The organism is Rhodococcus sp. NPDC059969, assembly GCF_042738325.1.
Taxonomy (GTDB): domain Bacteria; phylum Actinomycetota; class Actinomycetes; order Mycobacteriales; family Mycobacteriaceae; genus Rhodococcus_F.
On the sequence record NZ_JBHWUF010000024.1, the window covers coordinates 1 to 6,200 of the forward strand.

Consider the following 6,200-nt stretch of genomic DNA (forward strand, 5'->3'; position numbering starts at 1 on the left):
CAGGTCATGGGTGACGCCACCCTCAGGGGGAGATGGAAGGGGGCGGCGCCGTCCGCGACGCTACGTGCGGCTCCCGGCCTTCGGTGACCAAGAGTGGTTACTCCTTCCTTCCTTCCTTCCTTCCCTCCCGATGAGAAAGCCCCGCTCGCGACGTGTGAGGGGGGCTTTTTGGCTCTGCGGGAGGGAAGGAAGGAAGGAAGGAGTAACCACTCTTGGTCACCGACCCGGTCACCGGTCGGTCGGTCTCCAGGTCACCGGTCACCGGTGATGTCACCGGTGACCGGTCCGGTGCCGAGGGTGCGGCGGCGGCCGGTGGGCCGGGCGGGCGGTTCGGCGGCGGCCGGGACGGCGGGGAGGCGTTCGGCGGCGAGACGGGCGCGCGGTCCGGTGTCTCGCACGCGGAACGCCTCGGGGTGGCGGTCGGGATCGGTTCCGGTGCCGAGCTGGCGGCGGTCGGTGCTCACCGGCCCGATTCTCCCCGGGCAGTTCATCTTCATCATCACCGCAGCGGATCCGTGAACCGGGGGTCCCAACACGCGCGCGTGGCGCGCGCGTGTGAAGGGGTCCCCAGCGGTGAACTTCGGGCGGTGCCGACTTTGAAGTTCGCATCCGGCTGCCGGCGCGGAACCGGGGGCTTGCCCAGTCGTTGATGGGCCGGGAAGCGCACCGCCCTGGGGCCCCCCGAGCTCCCGGGGCGGCCCCGGGTCCTGACGCCTGACGCGCTCCGCTCCCCCGCCGACCTCGGCACGGGGGCGGACGGATCGCGAGCGGCGGTGTCAGTGTCAGGTGTCAGGGCCGCGTCCGAGGCTGTGAGTTGTGTGGCACACAGGCTGTTTTCCCTGGTCGGCGCGCGGGCTGTGAGCCTGTTGCGGCCCTTGGTGTTGCCCGGGGTGGGCAAGCCTCTGCGGCGGCCCTGCTTTCTCCCCTGTGGTGAGCCCTGCTGTGTCCCCTGTGGTGATGACCTCTCCTGATCCGGGTGTTTTCGCAGCTCAGACCCCTTGACCAGCTTGGGCAGGGACTCCGACACCTCTTTCTTTCCCTGATCATGGATGAGAGGTAGTGGATGGATGGGCGGAGAGGGGCGGGGCGGGGTGGGCAAGTACGGGTCGACTACGCGGACTCGGGCGCTGGTGCTGGAGGCTCTGGGTGTCGTGAAGATCGCGACGGCGGCGCAGCTGCGGGACCTGACGTGTCCGGGGACTGCGGATGCGGCGACGGTTCGGGGTGGGTGCAAGGACCTGGAGGCCAGTGGGCTGGTGGTGTCGGCGGGGACGACGTCGCGGGTGGAGGGCGGTCGGCGGATCACGGAGAAGCTGTGGTCGTTGACGACGCCGGGGCTGGAGGCTGCGGCGCATGCGTTGGAGCGGCCGGTGAAGGAGATGGGCGGGACGGCGCGGGCGGCGGCGGCGTCGGGTGCCAAGCACGCCCTGCGGGTGACCGAGACCCTCGCGGCGTTCGTGCAGCAGCCGGTCGAGCCGACCGAGGCACCGGTGGCCCGCACCCGGACCGTGCCCCGGCAGACGGTGCTGCGCCGAAGGCCTCCGGGCCTTGGGCCGTTGTCGGCCTGGTCGACCGAGGTGACCCTCCCGACGGGCGGGACGTTCACCTCGCCGGCCCGGGGCAGCCTGCGCGCTGACGCCGTGTTCGCCCTGCCGGGCGCGCCGGTCCCGCTGCTGTTCCTGGAGGTCGACAACGGGACCGAAACCCGGGCCGAGGTCTCCGACAAGCTCCACCGGTACGCCACGTTCTTCGCCCGGACGGAGAAGAACGCGGCGTTCACGGTCGGCGGGCGGGAGCGGCCGTTGTGGCGCACGGTGTGGACCGCCCCGGACGACGTCGCCCATCCTCCGGTGGCGATCGTGTTCACCAAGCAGATGGGGCCGGAGGCGATGGACGCCTGCATGCGCGGGATCGCGGAGCTGTCGGCGCCGGTCTGGCAGGGCGAATGGCACCCCGGCCACCGCCGGGACGGCAAGCAGGACGGCTTTAGGACCTTCGAGGGACGGGTGCCGGTCGTGGCCTGCCGGCTCGACCGCCTCCAGGCCGATGGGCCGCACGGGCCGATCTGGTGGCGCTACGGACGCAAGCGCGGCGGCCAGACCCTCACCGCGGCTCTCGACAACAACGGCTACTACTCACGCGAGGCCTATATGGCGCGCGAGGCCGTACGGCGCCGCGAGCGCGAGGACCAGGAGGCGACCGCGAAGGCAGCGGCCGAGCGGGCGCGGAAGGCCTCCAGCTGGCCGTGCCCGGGCTGCGGCAAGGCTGTCTACCCCGGCGAGTGGGGCGCAGACGTCCCGGGGGACGCCTGCCATGCGTGCCAGCGGGAGGCGGCCATTCGGGAGCGAGAAGAGCGCGAGGCCGAGCAGCTGGCGGCCGAGCAGGCGGAGCTGGACCGGCAACGGCGCCAGGAAGGCTGGCTCGGCTGGCTCGGCCGCAACTGAACCGGCCAGCGAGCGGCGCCCCCTTGCGGGGCTAGGGTCGGGTTCAGCCCGCGCCGACATGGGCGCGCGGGTCAGGACCGGTGCCCAGCGCGCTCTGGGGCAGTACGACCGGACCGCACCTCGGCCCCGGCACACCTCACGGTGTACCGGGGCCGCTGCGTGTGTGCGGCGTCACACCAACTTGCGGACGGTTTTCCCCCATAACCCCTGTGTCAGAGCGGGACGGCGTACGGCCGGCGGGTGCTCTGCCCGGTGTCGCCCGGCAGTTGCGGGCCTAACCGGCCTCTCCCCCACTCTGCTGCCCGGTGCCCGAGACGCAAGCTGTCCGGCCCGTTCACGCTCCACCCTCCGCGTGCCGACCCCGGCATGCCCCGATGAAGGGAACTCTCGTGTCCGCGCTCGCCCTGATGGTTGTCCTGCTCCTGGTCCTCGTCACGCTGCTCGTGGGCGGCGGCGTCGTCTACGTGCTGCACCGGCACCCGGCCCTCACCGCGCCCGTGATGGGCGGCGGAATGGCCGTCGCGCTGGTGGTGTCGTGCGTCGTCGGCGTCATGAGCGGCCGTTGACCCACCCCGGCCGGGCAGCCGGGGCGCGGCCTACTCGCCGACGTGGCTTCGGATCAGGCTCCGCAGCGCCTGGGTGCTGTCGGTGAGGGCCTGCACGAGTACGTCCGCCGCCCGCTGCGGACTGATTCCCGCGTGCTGCGCCTCGATGGCGAGGAGCGCGTTCAGTCTGCTGATGTGGCCCGCGTTCAGCGCCCCCCCTGCCGCCACCCCGGACGCGACAGGGGGAAGCGGGGCCGTGGTCGTCCATTCCCAAATTTGGGAGTTACTCCTGGGCGGGGGCGACCACGGGCCCGGTGACCGGTGCGCCGCTGCCGCGTCCGGCGCGTCCGGACGGGCCGGACGCGGGCTGGATCTGACGGGGTGCGAACAGGCCGTCCAGTCGCTTCGGGTCGGTGCCCGTGCGCAGGAAGTCCGCGAGGTTGGCCACGGCGTCGGCCGTGACCCGGCGGCCGGTCTGCTGGCCGTGGCGGCGCAGCTCGGCGTACCAGTGGGCCACCGTCTGGTGGCCCTTCGCCCCGGCGACGTCGAGCAGGGCGCGGACGTGGGAGTCCGGGGCCGGCCTCTCGCACGTTGCGGAGATCTCCTGGGCCAGCGGCCATTCGCTGATCTCCCGGTAGGCGGCGGACTCGCTGATGCCGTCCCACTCGTCGTCCAGGTACTCCTGCCGGGTGCGCTTCCCGTCCTCGCCCCGGAACAGGTGCCGACGGAACGCCGCCTCCAGCGCCTTGCCCCGCATCCACTTCGCCGCCTGGTGGTGGTCGCGGGCGGCGTGGATGCGGTCGAGCTGCTGCTGCTCCTTCGCGTCCAGCGGCCCGGTGCGGTCGAGGTCCTGCGGCTCGGGGATCAGCTCGGGGACGAAGGCGCGCGCCCGGTCCCGGCGGCCGAGCGCCGTGTCGGGGCTCACGCGTGCTGCCTCGCCTCGGGCAGGTGACCCAGCCGGGTCAGCTCGGTGACGAGCGCGTCGTACGGCGCCTTCCGCTCCGGCTTGTCGCAGGGGAACCCGACCGCCGACGCGATGGCCTCCCGCCTCGGAATCCGCGTGGACAGGACAGTCCAGGCCGGGTCGGCGCTAGTGAGCAGAGCGGCGTACTTCTTCGGGCTGGCGGCCCCGGCCTGGCACCGGTTCAGCAGGACGACCGTCGTCGGCGGCTGCCCGCTCTCGCGCAGAGCGGCGGACCGCCTGATGACCTTGGCGAGGGGGGTGCCACGCTCCGGCTTGGTCAGGCGGTCGTAGTCCGGCTGAGTGGGCGAGAGCGTCACTATGGCCAGGTCCGCTACCTCCAGGACGCTGTCCACGATGTCCGGGTGGTTCTCGGCGTGCCCGGCATCCACCACGTTGATCCGGTCGTGGTCCATCGTCGGGTAGACCGTCTCCGCGAACGCCGGGGTGTCCGCCTCGTGCACCCGGCACGGGAAGTCTCCGGCGTCCCGCGCCCACGCGGACAGTTGCAGCGACTCGTCCGCGTCGTAGCAGGCCACGGGGTGGCCGGCCCGGGCCAGGGCATAGGTCAGGAGCCCCGTGTTCGTCGTACCGCCCATCGTTCTGGGCTTCAGGCTGGCAATCAGCATGCGCGTCACCCTACGCGGGCACAGAGCGGCGGCCCCGTGCCCTCGCGGCCGGTGCGGATGTTGCTTGGACATGACCGAGCCGACGATCCTGACGATCCACTACACACCGCCCGGCGCCGCACCTGGCGAAAGCCTCCGCCTGCAACTGCCCGTCCAACCCGGCGCACCCTTCACGTTCCAGCTCGGGGCCCCGGACAGCAGCCCGCCCCCGGCACAGGACGCCGCCCCCTCCGACCACCTGCCGGCCCCCGCCATCGAGCCGGCCGCCGGACAGCCCACCCCGGGGTGGAAGGAACAGACACTCCTCCTCGTACAGAGCGCCGACCCGCAGGTGTGGCTGAGCACCTCCACGATCCGCGGCCAGCTGGAGACAGCAGGGACCACCGTGAGCCGGTCCACGCTCTCCATGGAGCTGTCCGACATGGCCCGCCGAGGAGTCCTCCGCCAACGCGGCACCGGCCCCCACACCGAGTACAGCGCCCCACAGCACCCACCTGCCCCGCCCGCGCCCAGGGCCAGCGACGACTGGGAGAAGCTCAACCTCCCGCCGCAGTGCGCCCCACACATGGCCCCGGCCCTCCTCACCGAGGAGCAGGCCCAAGCCCGCATCGCGTACGGTCTCGCGCTCGGCTGGACCCAGCGCCGCATTGCCCAATTCGCCGGAAAAAGCGCCGCCACGGTCAACAAGGCCAACAAGAAACAGAAATAGAACAACCTCACCGAGCAGAATTCTCTAGTGCTCAGTGGGTGTTTTTGGTTGGGGTGGTAGGTGTATTCGGTGCGACGTGTGATATTTGTCTGGGTTGCTTGATGGGGTGTCAGGTTGGGGGTTGGGTGGGGTGGGTCGGTTTTGGTCCGGGGTGTGGGGCGAGCGTCTGGGGTGGGGCTGTGGGTGGTTCTCGGGTGGTTCGGTCTTGGGTCTGTCCCTGTGGTGCTCGCCCGTAAAGTGTGTGGTCAGAGGGTTGTGGGCTGGGGTGGCAGGGGCTGAAGGGACAGAGTTCCGGGGTTGGGCGAGCGGACCGCCAGGCGCTCCGCGAGAGCCCCGAGCGGGGCGAGCAGGCGTCCTGACCCCCTTCCGGGGGTGTCCTGAGGATCCGCCAACGGTACATGTTGCATCACTTAGGCTGGCAACGTGTCACAGGCGTGCCTGTGACACGTTCGGACTGCGGTTGGCCCCTCAGGTCCAGAACCAGGGGTCAGCTCGTCACAGAGCCGTACAGAGCGTTTGGGGGGCGGGGTGGGCTGGTTCCAGAGTCTGTCTAGGCCTTAAAAATGACGCAGGCACCCGTGCCGAATCCCGGATCCTACACAGTCCGTGACCGTGATGCAGTCGAGCGACCGGCCCCGGCCACCCTCCGCCCTTGCCAGCCGCCCGCGCAGCGGGCCCGGTCCGGGAGCGCAGCGGACGGGCCGTCCAGGCCGTGAAACGGCCTCATATCCCTTGCGCAGCAAGGGATATGACGAGGGAGCGGAGCGGACTCGTCCAGCGTCTGGAGCGCAGCGGAAGACGCCGGCGGGTGCGCAGCACCCGCGCCCGCAGCGAAGCAGCGGGCATCACGCTTCGTCACCATCGCGCGCAGCGCGATGGCTTCGGTTGCCCATCGCGGAGCGATGGGGTACC

General features: G+C 71.4%; 8 protein-coding genes. 3 read left to right on the forward strand and 5 right to left on the reverse strand.

The window, feature by feature from the left end; translation table 11 throughout:
• Window positions 1–251: 251 nt before the first annotated feature.
• Window positions 252–536 (reverse strand): hypothetical protein, encoded by a 285-nt coding sequence (locus ACFWAD_RS29655; RefSeq protein WP_378550345.1) that lies wholly within the window; start codon window positions 534–536, stop codon window positions 252–254.
• A 531-nt stretch (window positions 537–1,067) separates the two neighbouring features.
• Here ACFWAD_RS29655 and ACFWAD_RS29660 point away from each other — a divergent pair.
• Window positions 1,068–2,444, forward strand: a complete 1,377-nt coding sequence (locus ACFWAD_RS29660) for a replication-relaxation family protein (RefSeq protein ID WP_378550348.1) — start codon at window positions 1,068–1,070, stop codon at window positions 2,442–2,444.
• 374 nt (window positions 2,445–2,818) lie between these two features.
• A complete protein-coding gene (locus ACFWAD_RS29665; RefSeq protein ID WP_378550351.1) occupies window positions 2,819–3,010 on the forward strand; it encodes a hypothetical protein in 192 nt (63 codons plus the stop codon).
• A gap of 30 nt (window positions 3,011–3,040) precedes the next feature.
• Here the strand turns inward: ACFWAD_RS29665 and ACFWAD_RS29670 are convergent, their stop codons facing one another.
• Genes ACFWAD_RS29670 through ACFWAD_RS29680 form a run of 3 tightly spaced genes read right to left on the reverse strand, consistent with a single transcriptional unit; the run spans window position 3,041 to window position 4,579 of the window.
• Window positions 3,041–3,217 carry a hypothetical protein gene (locus ACFWAD_RS29670; protein WP_378550354.1) on the reverse strand — a complete coding sequence of 59 codons (177 nt, stop codon included), beginning with the start codon at window positions 3,215–3,217 and terminating at the stop codon, window positions 3,041–3,043.
• A gap of 55 nt (window positions 3,218–3,272) precedes the next feature.
• On the reverse strand, window positions 3,273–3,914 hold the full coding sequence (locus ACFWAD_RS29675) for a hypothetical protein (RefSeq protein ID WP_378550357.1): 642 nt from the start codon (window positions 3,912–3,914) through the stop codon (window positions 3,273–3,275).
• Entirely contained in the window at window positions 3,911–4,579 is a 669-nt protein-coding gene (locus tag ACFWAD_RS29680; protein WP_378550360.1) for a hypothetical protein, read from the reverse strand. The genes ACFWAD_RS29675 and ACFWAD_RS29680 overlap by 4 nt, the downstream gene beginning before the upstream one ends.
• Before the next feature lie 70 nt (window positions 4,580–4,649).
• Here ACFWAD_RS29680 and ACFWAD_RS29685 point away from each other — a divergent pair, with 70 nt between their 5' ends.
• The gene (locus tag ACFWAD_RS29685; RefSeq protein WP_378550363.1) at window positions 4,650–5,288 is read left to right on the forward strand and encodes a hypothetical protein; all 639 of its coding nucleotides are present in this window, start codon (window positions 4,650–4,652) and stop codon (window positions 5,286–5,288) included.
• Window positions 5,289–5,883: 595 nt separating this feature from the next.
• On the opposite strand, the gene ACFWAD_RS29690 is transcribed toward ACFWAD_RS29685, so the two are convergent.
• Window positions 5,884–6,200, reverse strand: a 317-nt coding sequence (locus ACFWAD_RS29690; protein ID WP_378550370.1) for a hypothetical protein, incomplete at its 5' end; no start/stop codon positions are given.